19 protein-coding genes are annotated in these 21,289 nt (G+C 65.0%); 11 read left to right on the top strand and 8 right to left on the bottom strand.

Annotation, left to right across the window (positions count from 1 at the left end):
• Positions 1–161: 161 nt before the first annotated feature.
• Genes RN51_RS11375 through RN51_RS11360 form a run of 4 tightly spaced genes read right to left on the bottom strand, consistent with a single transcriptional unit; the run spans position 162 to position 4,577 of the window.
• Positions 162–602, bottom strand: coding sequence for a DUF2871 domain-containing protein (locus RN51_RS11375; protein WP_045264169.1), 441 nt, complete (start codon positions 600–602; stop codon positions 162–164).
• A gap of 24 nt (positions 603–626) precedes the next feature.
• Complete coding sequence (locus RN51_RS11370; RefSeq protein WP_045264168.1) at positions 627–1,244, bottom strand: response regulator; 618 nt, start codon at positions 1,242–1,244, stop codon at positions 627–629.
• Positions 1,241–2,512 (bottom strand): sensor histidine kinase, encoded by a 1,272-nt coding sequence (locus RN51_RS11365; protein ID WP_045264167.1) that lies wholly within the window; start codon positions 2,510–2,512, stop codon positions 1,241–1,243. Before RN51_RS11365 ends, RN51_RS11370 begins: the two co-directional genes overlap by 4 nt.
• On the bottom strand, positions 2,478–4,577 hold the full coding sequence (locus tag RN51_RS11360) for an MMPL family transporter (protein ID WP_045264166.1): 2,100 nt from the start codon (positions 4,575–4,577) through the stop codon (positions 2,478–2,480). The genes RN51_RS11365 and RN51_RS11360 overlap by 35 nt, the downstream gene beginning before the upstream one ends.
• 340 nt (positions 4,578–4,917) lie before the next feature.
• Between RN51_RS11360 and RN51_RS11355 the strand changes: the two genes are divergently transcribed.
• Positions 4,918–6,072 carry an epoxide hydrolase family protein gene (locus RN51_RS11355; RefSeq protein ID WP_045264165.1) on the top strand — a complete coding sequence of 385 codons (1,155 nt, stop codon included), beginning with the start codon at positions 4,918–4,920 and terminating at the stop codon, positions 6,070–6,072.
• A 39-nt stretch (positions 6,073–6,111) separates the two neighbouring features.
• On the opposite strand, the gene RN51_RS18245 is transcribed toward RN51_RS11355, so the two are convergent.
• Positions 6,112–7,080, bottom strand: a complete 969-nt coding sequence (locus RN51_RS18245) for a helix-turn-helix transcriptional regulator (RefSeq protein WP_045264164.1) — start codon at positions 7,078–7,080, stop codon at positions 6,112–6,114.
• Between the two features lie 193 nt (positions 7,081–7,273).
• Between RN51_RS18245 and RN51_RS11345 the strand changes: the two genes are divergently transcribed.
• From RN51_RS11345 to RN51_RS11315, 7 genes are all read left to right on the top strand, one after another.
• A complete protein-coding gene (locus tag RN51_RS11345) occupies positions 7,274–8,620 on the top strand; it encodes an MFS transporter (RefSeq protein ID WP_082066561.1) in 1,347 nt (448 codons plus the stop codon).
• Positions 8,621–8,747: 127 nt separating this feature from the next.
• A complete protein-coding gene (locus RN51_RS11340; RefSeq protein WP_045264163.1) occupies positions 8,748–9,314 on the top strand; it encodes a recombinase family protein in 567 nt (188 codons plus the stop codon).
• 9 nt (positions 9,315–9,323) lie between these two features.
• A complete protein-coding gene (locus RN51_RS11335; protein ID WP_052674687.1) occupies positions 9,324–10,760 on the top strand; it encodes a Mu transposase C-terminal domain-containing protein in 1,437 nt (478 codons plus the stop codon).
• Positions 10,761–10,887: 127 nt separating this feature from the next.
• Positions 10,888–11,673, top strand: coding sequence for an AAA family ATPase (locus RN51_RS11330; RefSeq protein WP_045264349.1), 786 nt, complete (start codon positions 10,888–10,890; stop codon positions 11,671–11,673).
• A gap of 149 nt (positions 11,674–11,822) precedes the next feature.
• On the top strand, positions 11,823–12,470 hold the full coding sequence (locus RN51_RS11325) for a LysE family translocator (RefSeq protein ID WP_030537386.1): 648 nt from the start codon (positions 11,823–11,825) through the stop codon (positions 12,468–12,470).
• A gap of 456 nt (positions 12,471–12,926) precedes the next feature.
• Positions 12,927–13,520 (top strand): RNA polymerase sigma factor, encoded by a 594-nt coding sequence (locus tag RN51_RS11320; RefSeq protein ID WP_045264162.1) that lies wholly within the window; start codon positions 12,927–12,929, stop codon positions 13,518–13,520.
• On the top strand, positions 13,486–14,631 hold the full coding sequence (locus RN51_RS11315; protein WP_045264161.1) for a CU044_5270 family protein: 1,146 nt from the start codon (positions 13,486–13,488) through the stop codon (positions 14,629–14,631). Before RN51_RS11320 ends, RN51_RS11315 begins: the two co-directional genes overlap by 35 nt.
• Positions 14,632–14,653: 22 nt before the next feature.
• Here the strand turns inward: RN51_RS11315 and RN51_RS11310 are convergent, their stop codons facing one another.
• Positions 14,654–15,850, bottom strand: coding sequence for a DUF418 domain-containing protein (locus RN51_RS11310; protein WP_045264160.1), 1,197 nt, complete (start codon positions 15,848–15,850; stop codon positions 14,654–14,656).
• Positions 15,851–15,933: 83 nt separating this feature from the next.
• Positions 15,934–16,896, bottom strand: a complete 963-nt coding sequence (locus tag RN51_RS11305) for an arsenic resistance protein (protein WP_045264159.1) — start codon at positions 16,894–16,896, stop codon at positions 15,934–15,936.
• 150 nt (positions 16,897–17,046) lie between these two features.
• Here RN51_RS11305 and RN51_RS11300 point away from each other — a divergent pair, with 150 nt between their 5' ends.
• The 3 genes from RN51_RS11300 (at position 17,047) to RN51_RS11290 (ending at position 20,350) form a co-directional block, all read left to right on the top strand.
• Positions 17,047–17,700 carry a GntR family transcriptional regulator gene (locus RN51_RS11300; protein WP_045264158.1) on the top strand — a complete coding sequence of 218 codons (654 nt, stop codon included), beginning with the start codon at positions 17,047–17,049 and terminating at the stop codon, positions 17,698–17,700.
• Between the two features lie 234 nt (positions 17,701–17,934).
• The gene (locus tag RN51_RS11295; RefSeq protein WP_045264157.1) at positions 17,935–18,975 is read left to right on the top strand and encodes a TerC family protein; all 1,041 of its coding nucleotides are present in this window, start codon (positions 17,935–17,937) and stop codon (positions 18,973–18,975) included.
• Between the two features lie 94 nt (positions 18,976–19,069).
• Positions 19,070–20,350, top strand: a complete 1,281-nt coding sequence (locus RN51_RS11290; protein WP_045264156.1) for a hemolysin family protein — start codon at positions 19,070–19,072, stop codon at positions 20,348–20,350.
• Between the two features lie 16 nt (positions 20,351–20,366).
• Here the strand turns inward: RN51_RS11290 and RN51_RS11285 are convergent, their stop codons facing one another.
• Positions 20,367–21,272 (bottom strand): arginase family protein, encoded by a 906-nt coding sequence (locus RN51_RS11285; RefSeq protein ID WP_082066560.1) that lies wholly within the window; start codon positions 21,270–21,272, stop codon positions 20,367–20,369.
• Positions 21,273–21,289: the final 17 nt, after the last annotated feature.

The raw sequence follows: 21,289 nt of genomic DNA, 5'->3' as shown, positions 1-21,289 counted from the left end.
CCGGCGAGGATGATCCTGCCGGCGCTCATTCGCACTCCGAGCAGCCGTCGCGACAAGGCACCGAGTAGGAGCATCAGCACCACTGTGGCGGTGAGCATCAGCAGCACGTCGAAGACGATTACGGCGAGATTCACAACGACCTCCCAGGGTTATTGAAAGCTTTACACTTCCACGGTCTCCGTTGTTGCGGTGCGGTCCACGACGGCGCGGCGCAGAGCGATGAAGAATACGATCATCCCCGCGGTGAGGAGCATGTGACCGAGACCCGCGATACCGGCGATCATCTTGCTGGATTCTTGGCCAAGAACGGTGAGGCTACCGTGCCAGATGAGCATGCCGGAAGTGACGATCACTCCAGCGTTGTAGAGCCAGAAGAACCAGGCGAACAGCTTGGGGCTTCGAGAGATGGTGAAGACCTTTTCGATGACGAGAGCGATCAGCAGGACGATGAATCCCAAGGTAAGCAGATGGGTGTGGACGAGGCCGAGCTGGGTGAACTTCCCTTCGGGGAAGCCGTTGAGCTTGGTGAACTCCCGGTAGAACAGTCCGGATGCGACACCGACGATCATGTAGATGAACGCGGCGTTGAAGATCTTCTTCAAGGGTGTTTCCTTTCGAGGGTGAGGTTAGATGAGTCCGGTTTCCTGGGCGATGTGGATCGCGCGGGAGCGGCTATCGACGTTGAGTTTTGTGAAGATGTGCGCGATGTGGCTTTTCACGGTGGCTTCGGTGACGAAGAGGGCGCGGGCGATCTCTTTGTTCGCGGCACCTGTCGCGAGGAGGCGGAGGACTTCGATTTCCCGCTCGGTGAGCTTCGGGAGCGGGTTGCGCATCCCTTTGAGTACTCTGTTTGCGAGATCTGGCGCGAGGAACATGTCACCGCCCGCTGCCCGCAAGATGCCCTCGATGATCACGTCCGGTGCGACATCTTTGAGGAGGTATCCGGCGGCACCGGCTTCGATAGCGCCGAGGATCTCCGCATCCCGGTCGAAGGTGGTGAGGATCAGCACTGCGGGCGCGGGCTCGAGTGATCGAAGCGCCGCGGTCGTCTGGACGCCGTCGATCCCGGCCCCGAGACGGAGGTCGCAGAGAACCACATCGGGGTGCAGATGGGCGGCGAGAGCGAGGGCTTCTTCGCCCGTGGCTGCCTCGCCCACAACGTGCACGGAATCTGATTCCAGGACGGCACGCAATCCGCTGCGGACGACAGGATGGTCATCGACGAGCAAGACGGTGGTGGTCATGACTTCTCCTCTTCGCGCAGTTGAACGCGATCACGATGGACCGGGAGGCGGACCGAGATCGCGGTGCCTTCACCTGGTGTGCTCTCGATATCGAGGCCGCCGCCGAGCTCACGCAAGCGCGCTTGCATGAAGCGGAGGCCGTAGCTGGAAGAACCGCTCTCCGCGCTCTGCTCCCAGGAAGGAACATCGAATCCCTGGCCGTCGTCCCTGATGTCGAGTCGGACGCTACGGTCGGCGTCGATGAGACTCATCACGATGCGGGTGGCGTTCGCGTGAAGACGGACGTTCGCGAGCGCGGACTGGGCGCTGCGCAACAGCGCGACCTCGACCTCTGTGGGCAGCATGGGAACGGAGTCGTCCACATGCAGTTCAACCTGCAGCCCTGCCTCCTCGTGCGCGCGGTCGAGCATTCGTCGTAAAGCCGCCGCAAGCGCGTTTTCGTCCAACTCCGCGGGGGTGAGTGCGGCCACGATCCTGCGGACATCAGCGAGGCTGTCCCCTGCCAGTGTCTCCACCTGGGAGAGAACCCGCGCGGCGGCAGGGTCCTGACTGCGCCCGGCGCCGGCGTGGGCGAGAAGTCGGATCGAGGATAGCGCTTGTGCGATGGTGTCGTGGATATCACGGGAGATGCGGGTGCGCTCGGCGACCGCGCCGGATTGACGCTGGGCAAGGGCGAGCTCATCTTGAAGTTCCGCCATCTCCTCCTGCGCAAGCATCAGCGATGAAACCAGCCGTTCTCGTTCAGCCCCGTCTCGCAGAAGTTGAAGGTAGCCGCGGGAGATCCCGAACGCGAACACCCCTCCAATGAGCGGTCCGAACACGTTCGCGTAGCTGGTGGTGCCGTGATGCAGAATCGGCGCGACGACCACCACTGCGAGGACTAGCCCGGAGTATGCCAGGCCCCACGGCACGGGGAGCAGGTGTCCGGCGAGCAGCCAGAGCAGGAACGCGACCCAGACGAACTCCGGGGATACCGCGACAGCGGCGATCCAGATCACACCGAACCCGATCAGCCACCACACGACCACGCGACGGGACCGGGTGCGGGATGGGAGGATCGTGCCGGCGGTGTGCCAGGCGAGGATGGCGAGCCCGGAGATCACGGCTGCAGCGATGGGGGTACCGTCGCCGATCGCCCGAATTGCTCCTACGCTGGTCAAACCAGCGGCGATGACGTGCTGCCCGATCTCCATCGCCCGCATGGTGGGGCCGGCCGAAGCCGACCCCACAGGGTCAATGCGGGTCAACGGTGCGCTCACGAGACTCATGCGCCCATTCTCCTTGCCGCGCCTTGACTGTGCTGGGCCACCAGATGCGGTCGCCGACCAGTGCGAAGATTGCGGGAACGATCACGGTGCGTACGACCAGAGTGTCTACGATCACGCCCACGCCCACGATCAGCCCCAGCTGCCCCAGCGTGACCAGGGGGAGCACGCCGAGCGCGGCGAACACGGCAGCCAGCACGATGCCGGCGCTGGTGATCACGGCACCGGTGTGGGCAACGGCCTCGACCATCCCCGCGCGGGTTCCCCGGATTGCGGCCTCACTGCGGGCCCGGTGCACGAGAAAGATCGTGTAGTCGATGCCCAGCGCCACCAGGAAAAGGAACGCGAGCAGCGGAACCTGCAGGTCAAGGGCATGTTGATCAAAAAGCACTCGGCTCAGCCATGCACCGGCGCCGATCGCGGCGACCGCGCTGGCGAGGTTGACCAAAAGCAGCAGCACTGGCGCGATGATTGAGCGCAGCAGAACGAGCAGCACGACGAAGCTGACGGCGAGCACCAACGGCGCTATCAGCATCAGGTCTCTCTCGTTCCCGGCGCGTGCGTCCAGATCTGTTGCGACCGCTCCACCGACGAGGGCATCCGCGTTCGGCACCGCGTGCACGGCCTCGCGCAGCTCGGTGATCTGGTTCAGGCTCTGCTCGCTGCTTGGCGCATACTCGCTGGTCACCATGATCTTCGTCAGGGACTCGTCCTCGGTAGTTCCAACCGCGTGTACGCGCACGACGCCCTCGACATCGTCGACCGCGGCGACCACGGCATCCGATTCCGCGGTGTCGGCGACGATGAAGATCGGCTGCGCCTCCCCAGGCGGGAAGTGGTCTGAGAGGACCTCGAGACCGGCGGCAGATTCGGACTGCACCCGGAACTTCTCGATCTGATCGAGCCCGATCGACGTACCGAACAGGCCCGTAGCCATGATCGCCAGCAGCGCTACTCCACCGACAACACTCACGACCGGGCGGCGCACGACCCCGGAGGCCAGCCGCCGCCAAGTGCGTCCCTGCCGCGGCGCCTCGCCGGGGCGGGGGACGAACGGCCAGAACACCTTGCGCCCACACACCGCCAGCACCGGCGGCAGCAGGAACAGTACAGCGCCCAGAGCGATGAGAAGCCCTATGGCAGAAGAGATACCTAGTCCATTCGTGCCCGGGATCACAGCGAGCACCAGGGTCAGCAGAGCAAGCACCACGGTCACGTTCGAAGCGATGATCGCCGGCGCAGTCTTGCGCCACGCGGTGCTCAACGCCTGCCGGTGGTCCTCGGTAGCTTGCAGCTCCTCCCGGTAACGGGAGATCAGCAGCAACGCATAGTTGGTGCCCGCGCCGAACACCAACACGCTGATGATTCCCGCGTCAAACTGCAGATCCCATGCGGCGCCGGCCGCGGCAGTCATCCGCCCGGCAAGCCCGTCGGCCAGGGCGACCACGACCAGCGGAAGCAGCCACAGTACCGGAGACCGGTACGTGATGATCAGGAGGATCGCAACGATAAGGATCGTCACCAGCAGCAGCGTAAAGTCGGCGCCCTCGAACGACGACGCCACGTCCGCACCAAAAGCGGGGCCACCGGTCAGCTGCAAGGTGATGCCCTCGGGAGCCCCGTCGGCCAGCGCCGCGCGGATCTCCTTGATCACCTCCGCCGTGTCTGCGTTGGTGTCACCCACCTTGATCGGGGTGACGAGGACGGCCGCCTTCTTGTCCTCACTGAGCAGCGGACCGGTCGAGTCGGCGTCCGCATACTCGTCGAGAACCGGAAGCAGCCCCTCGAGATTCGTCACATCGGAGTCAGACAGCGTCGAGCCATCCTTCTGAGACGCCACAACGAGCACTGACTGACGGTCCGCGTTGGGGAACTTCGCCATCAGCTCGCTCGTCCGTGCGGACTCAGAATCCACGGGCGCCAGCGCGTTGCCGCCAGGGGCCTTCGCCGACCCGAAGGCGCCGAACAAGAGCACCATGAGAACAAGAACAAGCCCGAGAGAAAGCCATGCGCCGCGGCGCGAGGTCAACCTGTCGGAGAAGCGCGAACGCTGAACGGAATCTGCCATGACATCTACTCCACCAGCGCCCAAGATTCTGGTCATCGTGGAGAAGAGGGAAGAAAAAGTCACCCAAAAGGATGATGCGGGCGAGAGATACCGGTTCAGCCGCCAGCCCACCGAAAACGATCGATTTCGGTGGCCCGGTGGAAGTTGCCTGCCGCAAGTGTGTGAATCGCGGATTTAGGTGGCACGCCTTTTACGGTGATAGCTGTCGCGGGCGCTGTGCCGACCCGCGGCTCCCAAACGATCATTTTCGGCAGGGGGACAGGGTATGTCCTCGTTCGTTCCTAGCGTCGTCGTCGTGGCGTGGTCCATCTGAGCCAGCACGCGATGGAAGGAACTTTTTATGAGTGCAGAAGTACAGCCGTTTCGAATTGACATCCCCGAGAGCTCTGTCGAGGAGCTAAAACGCCGGTTGAGCGAGACCCGGTTTCCGCCGCCGCTGCCTGGTGATGACTGGTCGACAGGAGTGCCGGTCAGCTATCTGCGACGGTTGGTCGCGTACTGGGTTGACGAGTTCGATTGGGCGGAGCAGCAAGCGTCGCTGAACATGCTTCCGCAGTTCACGACTGTGATCGAGGGGCAGACGATCCACTTTGTCCACGTCCGATCGAAGGTTTCGGGCGCGCTGCCGCTGGTGCTCACTCACGGGTGGCCGGGGTCGTTCGTTGAGTTCGTGGACCTCATCGGCCCCCTCACTGATCCGGAAGCGCACGGAAGGGCGGCGGCGGATGCGTTCGATGTGGTCATTCCGTCGCTGCCGGGATTCGGATTTTCGAGCCCGGTGGTTGAGGGCGGTTGGGACGCGGCTCGAATCGGGCGGACGTGGGCAACACTGATGGAACGTCTCGGCTACGACCGATACGGGGTACAGGGTGGTGACATCGGTGCTGCCGTCTCTCCCGAGGTCGCGCGAGTGGCACCGTCTCATGTGGTCGGCGTCCACGTTAATGGTTCGATGGGAATGCCGTTGCAGGCTCCCAGCGAAGCAGATCTTGCGTCGTTCACTCCGTTGGAGCTTGACCGTCTGGGGCGGGTTCAGGCGTTCATGCAGGAGGAGTATGGCTACATCGCGATCCAGTCCACTCGACCTCAGACTCTCGCCGCGGGGCTCGTGGATTCTCCCGCTGGCCAGCTTGCGTGGATCATCGATAAGTTCCAGAAGTGGACCGTTCCGCACGAGGAGCTTCCCGAAACGATCATCTCCCTCGATCGAATCCTGACCGACGTGTCCCTGTACTGGTTTACCGAGACCGCGGGCACAGCTGCCTACATCGGTTACGCGCAGCACTCAGCGTGGGGAGCAGTCAAGGAGCCCTCCGGTGTTCCCACCGGGGTCATCATGTTCGCTCACGACGTCGGCATTCGCCGCTACGCCGAACGAGAGAACACCATCACTCGGTGGACTGATGTGACCGACCGTGGCGGGCACTTCGCCGCCCTCGAAGAACCGCAGCTCCTTATCGCAGACCTCACGGAGTTCTTCCGGCCTCTCCGCTGACCAAGGTGGGCCGGTCGTGCGATGGCCGGCCCACCCTGTTTAAGCTCGCTGGGCTGCGCGAGCAGCCTGCTGTGCTACGGCGCCGAACGCCGTCCGTAGCTCGTTGGGTTCCAGCACCTCGATGTCGGCTTGTAGGAGCAGGAGCCATCTGGCGATGGACTCGTAGCTCTCGGCTCCCGCGTGCACGATCGTGGTCCGAGTTGTCTCCTGTTCGATAGCTCCCCATGCCGGCGCAACCCAGCGCTGCACCGTATCCACTGTTGCGTGCACGCGGACGGTGGCGGTCACCTGCTGCCACCCCGCGCTGAGCTGCCGAGTCACCCATTCATCGACGCTCGGGCCGGGAAACGTATGCGATCGGATCGGCATCTGGCTGACGGCGACGTCGGAGATGCGATCGACACGGTACGTCCGCCAATCGTCGGTGTCGACGTCGAAGGCGACGAGGTACCACCGCCGCACTGTGTTGACCATCGCAAGGGGATCAACCCGTCGGTCCTTCGTCGCTCCGTTTCGCTGCGAGTGCTTGAACTCCACTCGACGGCCGAGCAGACATGCTCTTGCCAGCTCACCGAGAACCCCGATGTTGACGACCGGGGAGTCTATTGGTTCGAGACCGTCCACTGGCGCATCGATCGTGACTTTCGCTACCGCATCGATGACCCACCGCACTTGAGTGGGCAGTGATGCGAGGAGCTTGCCGAGAGAACTGGCGGTCAGGGTTGGATCAGAGCTTTCCTTCCACCTTCGAAGCGCGAGAGCACATGCCAGCGCCTCATCTGTGGAAAGAAAGATCGGCGGCAGGACCGCCCCAGGTTCGAGAGAGTATCCGCCGTCGACACCGAGACGTGTGTCAACGGGGTACCCCAGATCCCGGAGTCTTGCCACGTCGCGCCGGACGGTTCTGGTCGTCACGCCCAGGTCGGACGCTAGCTGGATGCTGCTTACGAACCCGTTCCTTTGAAGCATCCCTAGTAGCTCGAACGTCCTCGATGTCGTATCCCACATGAACCGATCATCCCCGGAATGAGGACACCAGCGGTCCGCCGCGAGCGATCCCCCCTTCGCAACGGAAGGAGGACAGACACTGTCCGGCTCAGTGCTTACCCTCAGATCTCACCCACACCACGTGACAAATGCAGGGAGCAAGCCCCGTGACTGAGCGAACGCTACGAGACAATGCCATCGCGAGATCCGAGCGATGAAAGGAAACCGAACCACTCTCCTGTTGTGCTGCCTGGCACAACTGATGGTCACGCTCGATAGCTCAATTCTCGCTGTGGCGCTTCCCGAACTGAAAACCGGGCTCGGGTTCTCTGCTGAGACGTTGCCTTGGGTCGTGAACGCCTTCGCCATTCCGATCGCAGGCCTTCTGCTGTTCTCAGGACGGCTATCCGATCGGTTCGGGTCGCGCAGAATCCTGGCCGTCGGAGTGGGGGTCTTCACTTTGACCAGCCTGGGAGCAGGGCTCGCTCCCACAGCCGACGCACTTATCGCCGGTCGGGTCGGGCAGGGGGTCGGTGCGGCGTTGATGACGACGGCATGCCTCGCACTCCTTTCGCAGACCTTTCCTCAGGGCCCAGCTCGCGCGCAAGCGTTCGGCTTATGGGGCGCGGCATCCGGCAGCGGTGGCGCTCTCGGAGTACTTGGCGGTGGAGTCATCGTCGAAACCCTAGGGTGGCGGTGGACTCTGCTGGTGAACGTCCCGATCGGGCTCGCACTTCTGGCGTTGCTCATCTTCGGTAACCGGACGCCGCACCCCACCGCACGGCCCCATCTCGACCTGGCCGGCAGCACCGCGTTCCTAGTAGCTACGGCATCACTTGTACTGGCAGTCATGTCGGTTTCGAACTCTTTCACCGCTGCCGGGTGGGCCTTCCTTGGACTGGTCAGTGTCGTCACATTCGTGCTCATCGAGAAGCGCGCGGCATCACCTCTGATCCCTTTTGTAGCGCTCGGTCGAACCGGCGCCTGGCGGCCCGCTACCGCGATGATGTTCATCGGCGGAGCCATGACAGCCACTTTTTACTTCATGACCCTCAACCTGCAGTTGTTCCACCTGCTCAGCCCCCTCGCCACCGGTCTCTCATTCCTTCCCCTATCACTCGGGGCTTTCCTCGCCGCAGCCACCAGTCACCGGCTCCAGCGGCGGCTCGGGACAGACAGAACGACCGCGCTCGGCGCGCTCATCATGACAACCGGTCTGGCCGCGATCTGGGCCTTCTCTGCTGCCCCCTTCCCCGCGGCCCTGATTGCGGCGAGCGGGATCTTCGGCATCGGCATGGGTATCGCACTGGCGTCAATCGCTGACGGCACGACTCACCTGCTCCCCGCAGCACTAGCCGGAGCTGCTTCCGGAGTGCTCACAACCGCGCAGCAGTTTGGAAACAGCTTCGGCCTCGCCATCGTCGCTGCCGCCGACGGGCAGATACCGACCAACCACTACGCCGGAGGGTTCGTATCCACGCTAATCCTCAGCGCTATCGCGCTCGCCCTCCTCGCAACGCACGCCTGGTCGACGCAGAAACTCAGACGTGAATCAGCGTGACGCCAGATCCCGTAAACGACCGTTCATGAGTCAGCCGACGCTCTACTGGCTCAGTTCGGCGAGTCGTGTCTCATGACTCGTGTCGACGATCTATGTAAAGCAGGCGGCGTTCGCGATACGCTGAGGCATGGCCACGATCGGTTACGCCCGTGTCTCGACCCGAGACCAGAATCCGGACGGCCAGACCGATGCGCTCGAAGCTGCGGGGTGCGACAAGATCTTCGTCGAACACGCATCTGGCACCCTGGCGAAGAGGCCGGCGCTGACGGATGCCCTCGGGTATCTGCGAGAGGGTGACTCGCTCGTGGTGACGAAGCTTGACCGGCTCGGCCGATCTGTGCGAAACCTCAAGCAAGTCGCGGATGAGCTGCAGCAGCGTGGGGTTGGGTTGAAAGCCCTGTCGCAGGGCATCGACACCACCACGCCTGGTGGCCGGTTGTTCTTCCATATGCTCGCTGCGATCGCGGAGTTCGAGCACGACCTCATCGTGGAGCGCACCCACGACGGCCTCGCGGCCGCCCGCGCTCGAGGACGGAAGGGTGGCCCGAAGTTCAAGATGACGCCGACGAAGATCCGGCAAGCCCGGGCGATGTATGACGAGGGCGGCCACACCGTGCAGGAGATCGCAGACACGTTCGGGGTGTCCCGGCCCACGATCTATCGGCACTTGGCCGAGCACGTCGAGCGGGCCTGACGAGGGATCATGGCGCACCTCAGCGACCGGCAAAAGGCCGAGCTTGTGCGCCAACACCAGGACGGTGTGCCGTGGACGCGTCTTGCGGAGCAATCCGGCGTTGCGGTGCGGACCTTGCAACGGTGGGCAGCTCGGATGGAGACGGGACGGCTCGCGAGAGCAACTCGCAGCGATAAGGGATCGACTCGCACTGCCGCCGAACTTGTCACCGCAATCGAGGCACTTGCTGTGCGCCGGCCCGCGCCTACGATCGCGTATATCCACCGTCGCATCGGTGACATCGCCCGGGACCGCGGATTGCCGACCCCGGGATACACCACGGTCCGCGAGATCGTGCACGCGCTCGACCCGGGCCTGACGGCCCTCGCGGACGGCGGGGACGCGGCGTACCGCGACAAGTTCGAGCTGGTCTACCGCCGCTCGACTTCCGCGCCGAATGAGCAGTGGCAGATGGACCACACACTGCTCGATGTGATGATCCTCAACGACCGGCAGCAACCCGTCCGACCCTGGCTCACGATCGTGCTCGACGACTACTCGCGAGCGATCGCCGGCTACGCGCTCGGCGTCTCAGCACCCACGGCCGAGCATTCCGCATTGGCGATCCATCAAGCGGTCGCTCGGAAACGAAACCCGAAGTGGGTGGTATCCGGGCTCCCGGACGTCCTCTACAGCGATCACGGGTCCGATTTCACCTCGACCAGGATCGAACACGTCTGCCTCGACCTACACGTGCGCCTGATTCACTCCCGGGTCGGCGTTCCGCAGGGGCGCGGCAAGATCGAACGGTTCTACCGCACCATCACGACCGAGCTGCTGCCGCACCTGCCCGGGTTCATCCCGCACGGCACCGGCGGGTCACCCGTCAGCGAACCCACGCTGACCTTGCATCAACTCGATGACGTGCTCGAGCGATTCATCGTCAACGAGTACAACGAACGACCACATTCAGCGACCGGCGCAGCCCCGCATAATCGCTGGGGCAGCGACAGCTTCATCCCTCGAATGCCCGCCCACCCGGAAGACATCGATTCGCTCCTGCTGACTGCCGCGGCAACGCGACGTGTGCAACGCGACGGCATCCGCTTCGCATCGACCCGATACATCTCACCTGTCCTCGCCGCATACGTCGGCGAAGACGTCACGGTGCGGTACGACCCCCGCGACCTGGGCGAAGTGCGAGTGTTCCACGACAACACGTTCTTGTGTCGCGCGATCGCGCCCGAACGCTCCTCCGAGACCGTGTCCTTCACCGACCTGCAGGCGGCGCGCAACACGCAACGCCGCGCCCTGAAACAGCAGCTCCGCGAGCTCACCACTCACGCTGGCTCACTACCTGAAGACACCCGCCACCGCCCCGAGATACCGCCGGTACCGGAGAGCGCACCCGATCGCGCAACGCCGCCCCCGGCCCGACACGGATTGAGGACCTATGCCAATGGCTGAGCCAGACGACGGCAAACCTCGCTCCGTGCTCTTCGAACCAGGCGACGACGGGCGCCGGTTCCTCAGCGGGTACTTCGACGAATTCAAGGAGGCAGCGCCACCGCACGCAGACACGCGGGCGGCGTTCGTGACCACGCGGGAGCATCGCCGGTTCCAGGAGTTCGCACACACCGTCCGCTCCCACCGTTACATCGGGCTTTGCTACGGGCCACCCGGGATCGGCAAGACGCTCTCTGCTCGCCACTACGCTGGCACCGACGAGTGGGAGCAGTGGCACCCGCTCTCGCGCAGCACCGGTGCCCTGCCGCCCGTGCCCGAAGCGGTTCAACGAAGCAGAACCGCGTTTTTCACCCCTACCGTCGCCGCGACCATCAAGCAGATCGATCAAGGCCTGCCCCGGGCCTGCCAGCACATCTCCTGGGCCATCGACTACGCTCAGCACGGCCACGTCGACCCCTACGTTCACGCCGAATCCCAGCACAGCGGGAACACCGAGCTGCTCATCATCGACGAAGCCGACCGGCTCAAGACTGCCGGCCTCGAACAAGTCCGCGACTTCTATGACCGCCACCGAATGGGCGTCATCCTCATCGGCATGCCCGGCATCGAGAAACGCCTCGCCCGCTACCCCCAGCTCTACAGCCGCATCGGCTTCGCCCACGAATACCGGCCCCTCCGCAGCGACGAACTCACGGCCGTCGTCGCGCAGCGCCTCCCGGACCCCGACCCTGACGACGCGGGGCTCGCGCACACGGCAGCTCTAGCCGCGATCGTCCGCGCGACCAACGGGAACTTTCGCCTCGCCGACCGGCTCGTCACCCAGGTGAATCGCATCCTTGACATCAACAAGCGCACCCACCTCACCCCGGAGGCCGTTGACGCCGCCCAGGGGGCTCTCCTCATCGGGCGCTAAGCGCAGCTGAGACCATGACGTCCGGGCCCTTACATAGACAGAGGCCACCCCGTCCGATTCGATTGGCTGAGTTCACGGAGTGGAAGACTGAGTGCAGCTCGGCATCGAGGGGAAGCCTCCTCGCAACCCACCACAAGAAAGAAGCGTGCATGATCTCGTTGTCCGCCGCCGTCGGCATCGCTCTCATCGAGCTCGGCCTCGCTCTCACCCCCGGGCCGAACATGATGTACCTGGTCTCTCGCAGCATCAGCCAGGGATGGCGTGCCGGAATGATGTCGCTGTCCGGCACGGCCGTTGGCTTCGTGGTGTACATGGTGATGGCCAACCTGGGATTGGCGGCAGTGTTCCTCGTCGTGCCGTGGCTGTTCATCGCACTGAAGGTCGCGGGGGCCGTCTACCTTCTCTGGCTCGCCTACAAGACACTTCGCCCGGGCGGGAAGTCGCTGTTCGAGACCAACGATCTTCCGCGTGACTCGTTCGGCAAGCTCTTCCGCATGGGCCTCCTGACGAACCTCCTCAATCCGAAGGTCGCGATCCTCTACCTGGCGCTCATCCCGCAGTTCATCGACCCCACCGCAGGCAGCATCGTGGCCCAAGGATTCCAGCTCGGCGCGATCCAGATCCTCGTCGGCGTTGCCGTGAACGGCGCGATCATCATCGCCGCCGGATCAGTCGCCACGTTTCTACAACGCAAGCCGGCCTGGATGCGGTGGCAGAAGTGGGTCACGGGCACACTCCTGGGCGCAATCGGCGTGAAGCTTGCGATTGATGCCCCGGCGCCCGCTGTGGCCCCATAGCGGCCGCCACTTCGCCTGTCGGATGGCGTCTAAGAGCGTCCAGTTCCTGCCGGAACATCCACGTTCGCGCTCTCATCCCGGGACATTTAGCACCGCGAAAAGAACGTCACCTACAACTGCTATCTACACCGATCGCACGACACGCCGATCGCGCACCCGCCGAAACCCCCTGCCGAAACCAGATGCGCCGAAACTGGCCGTTCGACGTTTTAGGCAGCGTGAGAGTGGAAGGTGATTTACGACATCTTTCGTGAGACAGCCGGCAGCCTCGACCGTGCATCACTCACCCGTCTTCCCGGGAATGTTCTGTCTCACCGACCGACAGCTTTCGTGAGATCGGACATCCACCCACGCGAAGTCAGCGCCGAGGGCCAATTCATCGCTCGTGCCGACAACGTCGAACGACCTCTTGCAGTATTGCTGTGAACCGGATCGACCGAATCGAGCAATACGGATGTGAGCCCCGACAACGAGGTGATTGAACGCTCGATCCTCGAGCCTGCTGTCTTCGAGACGCTGTACGCACGTGATGCGACCTCGGTGTACCGCTATGCAGCTCAGCGCTTGGGTGATCATGCGGCGGACGACGTGATGTCCGAGACGTTCCTCGTGGCGTTCGACCGACGCGCGGCGTATGACGTCACGGTGCAGAGTGCGCGACCATGGCTTCTCGGCATCGCGACCCGGCTCATTCGCAGACATGCCCGGGTCGAGGCCATCGCATGGAAGGGGATGTCCGCTGACCTCGCCGCTCAGGTCGCCCCCGATTTCATCGAGCAAGCAGGCGCCCGCATCGATGCGGAGCGACTCACTCGGCGGTTGAAGAAGGCTCTTCGACGTCTGCCTGTCGCAGACCGGGACACTCTGCTGCTTTACGCCTGGGGCGATCTCGACTATGCGTCGATCGCTCAGGCGATGCAGGTACCTGTCGGCACCGTGCGGTCACGACTCAACCGCGCGCGGCGGAAGCTTCGTCGCGCGGCTGCACGCACCTCGATCGAACAGGAGACGGATCATGGACGAGCTGACGCTTCTCCGCAGCACGCGTGACGATTCCCGTGTGCCGAGCCCCGAGGCGCTGACGAGAGGACGCGCCGCTCTCGCCGCACGTGTCGACGGGGAGGTGCCCGTAGCGCTCTTCGCGCAGCTGGGTGAGGACACGAGGTTCCGTCCCACGCCGGCGCGTCATCGACGCGCAGTCGTGTGGGCGGGGTTCTCCGCTCTCGGCGCAGCCAGCCTCGCTGTCGCGCTGGTGGCCACAAACGTCCTAGGCGTTGCCGATTGGAATGGCGGAGCCGATCCCGCTGCGGCGAGCGCGCTCCACACTGCAGCGCTCGCGACCATGGAGGTCAGCGACCCGGTCGTCGGGCCAGGGCAGTATCTGTTCGTTCGTACGGATGGCGCTTTCGCTGCCGTCGGAACTCTCGAAAAGGATGCTGCGAAGATCGAAGCCAACGACGGGAACATCCTGCCGGAAGACGCTGTCTCCACGATCGACGGCTATCACGACGAGCTTTACGTACCCGCTGATCGCGACGGCGACTGGGTATGGATCCAATGCGGACGATGGCCGTCGCAGACGTTCGGTCCCAGGTCGGAGGCTTTCGCCGGGGAACAGTCAGCGAACTTCTACGCGTACGACTCGAGCGTCATCCGACGATTCCCTGGCGGGATAGGTCCGAACGGGCGCAGCGTCGTCGGGTACAGCACGATGACGGGCATGAGCGCCGACTACGGCGCACTTCCTCGTGACCCGGCGCAGCTCCTGAGCAAGATCTACGAGTGGAACGGTCACTCCGGGCAGTCCCGCGACGGACAGGCACTGGAGTGGATCACATCCGCTCTCGAGCGGGGGACCGCGCCCGCCGAGTTCCGGTCGGCGCTGTACAAAGCGGCCGCGTTGATCCCCGGAGTGACGATCACGGACCAGCAAGCGACCTTGAACGGCACCACCGGTGTCGCGATCGGCCGGCTCGAACCGGCGAACAACGTCCAGTACGACATCATCATCGACCCGAAGACCGGGCAATACATCGGCGAACGCGAGGTCACACTCATCGCGTACGCCAGTTTCCCCGCGGGGACGACGACGAGCTGGACCGCCGTGACGACGTCGGTCGTCGACGCTGCGCCGACCGACGTCGCGACCTGCCGCGGATAGAGGCGCAACCGGAACGCCACCCCTAGGAGCGCGGGAGGGAGGCTTTCGGCGTCGTCGTCCAGGCGGATACCGAGCGCCGGCGAGTGAGGAATCGGAAGCTGACGTCCCAGATGTACTCGAGGGGTCCCTTACGGAACCGGCGGGACCAGAGGTTCGCGAAGAGGACGACGGCGCCGGCGATGCCGACGAACATCACGAGCGTGCCCACGAGCGGGTCGAGCGCCGACGACAGGGGCGAGTGACCGATCACCTGCTGTGCGACTCTGCCGAGGATGTTCTGCAGCACGTAGCAGCTCAACGCCATCCGTCCGACGAGGGAGAGCTGCCCACCGACGAAGCCGATGGGGCGTCGCTGATAGAAGTCCGCCATGAGGGCGAGGATGCCGAAGGCGACGAAGGGAGCGGAGAGGAACCTATCAAGGCCGATCTGATCCTGCGCGAGGAAGAAGGTGAGCTCCAACGGAAGGCCGATGCCGAGTCCGATGATCATGACCCACTTCCTCAGGCGCGCGCCTCGGGTCTCGAACAGCCCGTGGCGGTACAGCATCGCGCCCAGCGTGAAGAGGACGAGTCCGAGAGTCATGATCGATCCGGTGTCGGTGCCGATGGTGAGGTCGGAGAACACGGTGAGGGTGTTCGCCTGCACCGTTGCCCAGTAACCCGACTGCCCGCTCGAATCGCCTGCGTCGCCGGGGAACACGATCCCCGGGAGCATGAAGGTGCCATCGGCGGTGAACAGCGGCATGAGCATGAGGGTCACGTGCGCGGTCAGTGCGACACCGATGAAGATCCACTGGCGCTTCTCGGGCAGCAGCAGCACGAAGGCGACCACGAAGCCGAGGATCGCGTAGGCGCGGAGCACGTCGAACTGCACCACGAAGATGTAGTTCAGCATCCCGTCGAGGAACAGCAGCCCGGTGCGGATCAGATAGGTGCCGGGCCATCGGCTTCCCCGACGCAGGGCCGCCTGGCGTTGGATCTCGAGTCCGATCCCGAACATGATCGTCAGCAGGCCGAGGAATTTCCCGTTCGAGGCGGCCGACAGCAGGTCGTCCCACCAGATGTCGATGACCCGTTCGCCGAAGAACGCACGGAAGAGCCAGATGTTGCTCGCGAGAGTGCCGAGGATGGCCACTCCTCGGATGACGTCGAGCGAGGCGATGCGACGGGGGGAGGATGCGGTGTCGGGTGCCGCAGAGGGTGGAGCGAGATCGTTCATGTCTCCAGCCCACGGCAGAGGCGGTTGCGGGAGCGTATGCCGTTTCCGATACGGTCGCGATATCGCCCGAGAGCAGCGCGCGGTCAGCGGTTCCGGACCAGGCGCGGGATCACGGCGACCAGCGCGACCATGAGGATCAGCTCCACCATCGTCTGCGTCACGACGACGAGCGGGGTGATCGCGAAGGTGCTCGGCAGCGCCAGGGCGAGCGGCAGCACCACGAGCGAGTTGCGTGTGACGGCGCTGAACACCGCGGCACGCCGGCCCGCAACGTCGAGTCGTGCGACGCGCGCCGCCAAGGCTGCCAGCGGGCCGACGATCGCGGCGAACCCCAGGAAGAGGGGAACCGTCATGAGCACGCCTGCCCATGCGTCGCCGAGGTTCGCCACCTGCGAGGCGACGACGGTGAACAGGGTGAGCATCATGAGCGGCACCATTCCCCCTGCCGATCCCGCCTCGACGGCACGGGCGAATGCGTGTCTCCTCGCCGTCAGCTGCGTCAGCGCGGCCAGCCCGAGAGGCAGCACGATCAGGAGGAGGAACGCGTCGACGAAAGGGCGGGCATCGAACGAACGCAGAACGCCCGGCCCCATGATGAGGGAGACGTAGACGGGGAGCAGGGGGGTCTGCACCAGCATGAGCAGGGGAGTCGCCGCCAGCAGCCGGGCGCGGTCGCCACCGGCGAGGCCGGTGAACACGATCACGTAGTCCACGCAGGGAGTGAGCAGCACGAGCAGTACACCGAGGAGCACGGCTTCGTCGGCGGCGACGAACCTGCTCATGCCGAACACCACGAGCGGCACGACGGCGAAGTTCACGATCAGCAGCGTCACGAGGAAGCGCCAGTCGGTGAAGGCCCGCCCGACGCGTGAGAACGGCACGCTCAGGAACGTGGCGTAGAGCAGCAGCCCCAGGGCAGGGGTCATCGCAGACTCCCACCACGGAGCGCTCGCAGGTGCCCACAGGCCGATCGCGGCGCCGACGACGATGGACGTCAGGTACAACATCACCTGGTGTCGCTCGCCCCATGCTGTCAGCTCGCGCATCACCACCTCCAAGACCCTGTTTTCTCACGGCGATTACGCGGGATGCGATACATTGCAGTGTAGGTAGAACTTCAGGCTCTACTACATTTGCGTGCTCGAGTGGAGGACAAGGCAGTGGCACTCTCAGGCGGACCCCTTGAGCGCAGATCGATGAGCGACGAGGCCTACAACAGGCTGCAGGACGCGATCATCAGCGGCGAGCTTCGCCCGGGCGAGCGCCTGCGCGACTACGAGCTCGCCGAACGCCTCGGAACCTCGAAGACGCCGATCCGCCACGCGCTCGATCGACTGGCCGACCACGGCCTCGTGGAGATGCAGCGCAACCGTTACACCCGGGTCGCGCCGATCGATCTCGACCAGGTCCGCAACGCGGTGGACCTCTTCGGAGACATCTGGATCGGATCGGTGCGCCACGTGATGCCGCTCATCCAGGATGACGATCTCGCGTACCTCGCCGAACTCGCGGATGAGATGACCGCCGCGATCAAGGCGCGAGACGTCGCCGGCTTCGGCATCGCGCTGCGTGGCACGGCGACGGGCTTCGCGCGTATCGAGGGCAACGCGTCGCGGGCGGTCATCATCGAACGGCTCGGGCCGCAGATCCGCCGGTTCAGTCAGCACGCGAGAGACGCCTTCGACTGGGAGGTCGTCGGCGGATTCGTCGCGTCCTTGCGCAACGCCATCCTCGAGCGCGATGCCGTGGAGACCCGCGCCGTGCTCGTGACCTTCTTCGACGAGGTGCTCCCCGCGATCATCGATCGTGCGGAGAAGCAGGAGCTCACCCGCTCCGACATCCGGGACTAGCAGCTCCCGCGTCGCTCGCCGACGTTCCGTCCTCGCCCGTGGTTGGCCGTTCCCGGCAGATCCACAGGAAGCGCAAAGGGTGTTCTCCTACTCTGGAGGCACCCAAGGGGAGTACTCCGACACGGTGGGGTCGTCATTACGGATGCATGTCGCATCCCGGGCCACCGGTTCCATGTTCGATGGAATGGAGAAGACTTTGGCGGTACTGTCGTACCCCGAGTCTGGAGCCCGAATTTGGACGTCACCCCCCTGATCTGGATCATCACGATCGCCGTCACGATCGCGTTCTTCGTGTACGAGTTCTTCGCGCACGTGCGCACGCCGCACGAGCCGACCATCGGTGAATCCGCCCGCTGGTCGATCTTCTACATCAGCCTCGCGCTGCTGTTCGGCGTCGGCATCGGCGTCGTCTCCGGCTGGACATACGGCGGCGAGTACTTCGCCGGCTACCTCACGGAGAAGGCGCTGTCGATCGACAACCTCTTCGTCTTCCTCATCGTGATGACCGGCTTCGCCGTGCCGAAGAAGTATCAGCAGAAGGTGCTGATGATCGGCATCGTGATCGCGCTGATCCTTCGCGGCATCTTCATCGCGGTCGGCGCGACGCTCATCGAGAACTTCTCGTGGATCTTCTACCTGTTCGGTGCTCTGCTGCTCGTGCTGGCCTACCGTCAGGCCTTCAGCAACCATGAGAGCAACCCCGCCAACGGGCGGTTCATGACCTTCGTGCGCCGCCACCTGCCGGTCAGCGACGAGTACAACGGGGACAAGCTCACCGTCGTGAAGAACGGCAAGCGCTTCGTGACCCCGATGCTCCTCACGATCATCGCGATCGGGTTCATCGACCTGGTGTTCGCTGTCGACTCGATCCCCGCGATCTACGGCCTCACCGACCAGGCCTACATCGTCTTCACGGCGAACGCCTTCGCGCTCATGGGTCTGCGTCAGCTGTACTTCCTCATCGGCGGACTCCTCGAGCGGCTCGTCTACCTGGCTCAGGGCCTCGCCGTCATCCTCGCGTTCATCGGCGTCAAGCTGGTCCTGCACGCGCTGCACGTCAACGAGCTGCCGTTCGTCAACGGCGGTCAGGGCGTCGAATGGGCCCCCGAGATCCCGATCTGGTTCTCGCTGCTCTTCATCGGCGCGACGATCGCCGTGGCCACCGTGGCGAGTCTGATCAAGACCCGCCGCGCCCCGGCTTCCTCGGCCCACGCAGTCTCATCCACCGAATCCACCACCCCCAACAACACCACCGACAACAAGGAGCACTCTTGAGCGCGCAGCGCTGTTCTGACTCTTCGGACTCTGACAGTACGAGCGCCCGGTTCGTCCCGGGCGCTCACCCCACCACAGACGAGGCGGCCCGCTGATGGGCGACCTGCTCTGGAACATCGCCCTCGTCCTCGCGTTCGTGCTGATCGGCGGTGTCTTCGCTGCGACGGAGATGGCGCTGGTCACGCTGCGTGAGAGTCAGATCAACGCGATCGGCCAACGTGGTCGCCGCGGAGCGAAGGTCGCCGCCCTCGCTCGCAATCCCAACACCTTCCTGTCAGCCGTGCAGATCGGGGTGACCGTCGCGGGCTTCGCGTCGGCGGCATACGGTGCGACGTCGATCGCGCCATCCCTGGCGCCGGTCCTCGAGTCGTGGGGGCTGACGCCTGCCCTCTCGCTGACCATCGCGACACTCGTGCTCACCCTCGTGATCGCGTACCTGTCGCTCGTGCTCGGCGAGCTCGTGCCCAAGCGTCTCGCGATCCAGCGCAATTCGCAGTTCGCCTACGCGGTCGCCCCCGCCCTCAACGGGTTCGCGACGATCATGCGTCCGGTGATCTGGCTGCTCTCGGTCTCGACCAACGCCCTCGTCCGGTTGCTCGGCGGGGATCCGCACAAGACCAGCGACGAGATGACCGACGAGGAGGTGCGCGACATCGTGGCCAGTCACCAGGGGCTCCCGGATGACGAACGGCGCATCCTCGATGACGTGCTCTCGCTACGTGGCCGACAGGTCAGCGAGGTCATGCGTCCGCGGCCGGAGGTCGTCGCGCTCGACGAGGCTGCGAGCGTCGGAGAGGTGATCGCGCAGGTGCGCGAGCTGCCGTTCTCTCGCTACCCCGTGTCCGACACCTCGATCGACGACATCACCGGATTCGTGCACGTGCGCGACCTGTTCGACGCGGCAGCCGACGATTCGACCCGCCCGCTGAGCGCGCTCATGCGCGACATCCCGTACATCCCGTCGACCGCGGGCGTGCTGCCGACCTTGACCCGGATGCGGGCCGACGGGCATCACATCGCGGTGGTCGTCGACGAGTACGGCGGGACGGACGGTCTCGTCACGCTCGAAGACCTCGTGGAGGAGGTGGTCGGCGAGATCTTCGACGAGTACGACGCAGAGGTGTTCATCTCGGCGGACGACGGCATCGATGGACGACTCAACCTGCAGGACTTCGAAGAGGCGACGGGGTTGGCGATGCCGCGCGGATCGTCCGACACCATCGCCGGATTCGTGACCGAGCAGCTGGGACGCCTCGCCGTGGTCGGAGACACCGTGGAGGTGCCCGGTGCGACGATCCAGGTCGCCGAGCTGGACCGCCGCCGCATCGCGCGTGTGCGGGTCATGACAGACCCCGTCGCCGAGCCGGAGGTTTGATCCCGCGCTTGCGCCCTCAGGTGCGCGGCACCCCGGTGCCCAGGTCGCCGAGCCCTTCGGAGAGGACGTCGACCAGCAGGCGGGCGTAGCGCCCGTCGGGGTCGAGGTCGGGATCGAACACCGTGACGGAGGCCCCGACGGCGCGCGGCGCGAGCTCCCGCAGCAGGGCGATGAGCTCCGCCGCGCCGATCCCTCCCGGGTCGGGGCTGTCGACGGCGGGCATGACGGAGGGGTCGAGCACATCCACGTCGAGCTGCAGCCAGTAGGCGGGCCCTGCCACGGTGGCACACTCCGCGCCGACCCGCTGCGCTCCGAGGGCCAGGACCTCGGCGGCGGGTGCCACCCGCCCCAGGACGGCTCGCGCCTCCTCCTGCTGCTCGTCGTCGTCGCGGTGGCCGATGTGCGCCGTGCGGGCCGGACGGAAGTAGGGTCCATATCCGTCGATGTCGGCGATGGCCGGCCAGTGCAGTCCTACGGCCGCCGCGAGATCTTCACCGGCCACGCTCGCGCACTCGGGGTCGTTGCCGGGGTGTCGGAAGTCGGTATGGCCGTCGATGTGCACGAGTCCGATGCCGCCGCGATGAGCGGAGGCGATGCCTGCGCCCAGGAGGATCGAGCAGTCACCGCCCAGCACGAGCGGCGCCTCACCCCGGCCGAACGCCTCGCCGATACGGGCGGCGAGGCCTCGCGCATGCTCGATCATGGCGACCTCGTTCCGCACGTGCCCGGGGAGCCTTGTCGCGGCGTCGTCGACATACCTCCCGGGGAGGACGACACCGGAGTCCGTGGCGCCGAGCGTGGCGAATCGGCGGAACAGCCCGGCCTCGCGCAGTGCTTCCGGCGCCTTCGCCGCACCGGGGACCGCGCCGGGCTGCGGTGGACGGAGACCGAGGTTCGACGGTGCGGAGAGCAGCGTGATCATGGTTTCATCCTGTCTCG

Origin of the sequence: Microbacterium oxydans, assembly GCF_000956405.1 — a bacterium.
GTDB classification, from domain to species: domain Bacteria; phylum Actinomycetota; class Actinomycetes; order Actinomycetales; family Microbacteriaceae; genus Microbacterium; species Microbacterium oxydans_C.
This window is presented reverse-complemented; position numbering and strand designations above follow the sequence as displayed.